This is a genomic window from Janibacter sp. CoH_79_TC_3, assembly GCF_058197955.1.
The window spans coordinates 1-594 of record NZ_JBXWIV010000063.1; the positions used below are offsets into that span (position 1 = coordinate 1).

Annotated in this window: 1 pseudogene and 1 other annotated feature; the pseudogene reads right to left on the minus strand. The window is 46.6% G+C overall.

Features of this window, described 5'->3' with window-relative positions:
• Nucleotides 1-544: pseudogene (locus AC2FA3_RS15075) on the minus strand (transposase); the annotation flags it as partial.
• Nucleotides 153-269: a sequence feature (AL1L pseudoknot), on the minus strand. It overlaps the preceding pseudogene by 117 nt.
• Nucleotides 545-594 lie beyond the last annotated feature (50 nt).

Below are 594 nucleotides of genomic sequence, written 5' to 3' on the forward strand. Positions count from 1 at the left end.
TTCATCTGCTGCCAGACTTTACGAACACCGTAACGGCACTTGCTGCCCTGCCAGATGCGTTTAATCTCACTGATATAATAGTCGTCATGCTGACTGCGCAGTGAGCGCTTTTCAGGATTATTAGCTAAATATTTTTTACGATGATAGGTTGACGGGGCAATCGGTAATACTCGACAGATCAGCTCGACCCCATAAAGATGCTTATTGTCGTCGATGAATTGAATCATGATTTTAGTCAGCGGTCGAGCTCCGCCTGGGCGAAAAAAGCGCCAGCCTTACGTATAATCTCATTGGCTTGCTTGAGCTCTTTATTCTCGCGTTCAAGCTATTTAATACGTTGCTCTTGGCTTTGCGCTTGTACTGAGGCAGGAATGGTTTGGTCTATGTGCTTCTTATGCCATGATCGCAGGGTTTCAGGTGTACAGCCAATCTTTGACGCTATGGCTTGAATAGCTGACCATGTGGAGGGGTAATCGCCAGACGCTTCAATCAGCATGCGAACGGCGCGTTCTTTAATCTCGGGAGTATAGCTTTGTCTTTTCATTGTCGTATTCTCTCAGAATATTAGGTCTCCGACAATCCCGGGGCGGTTCA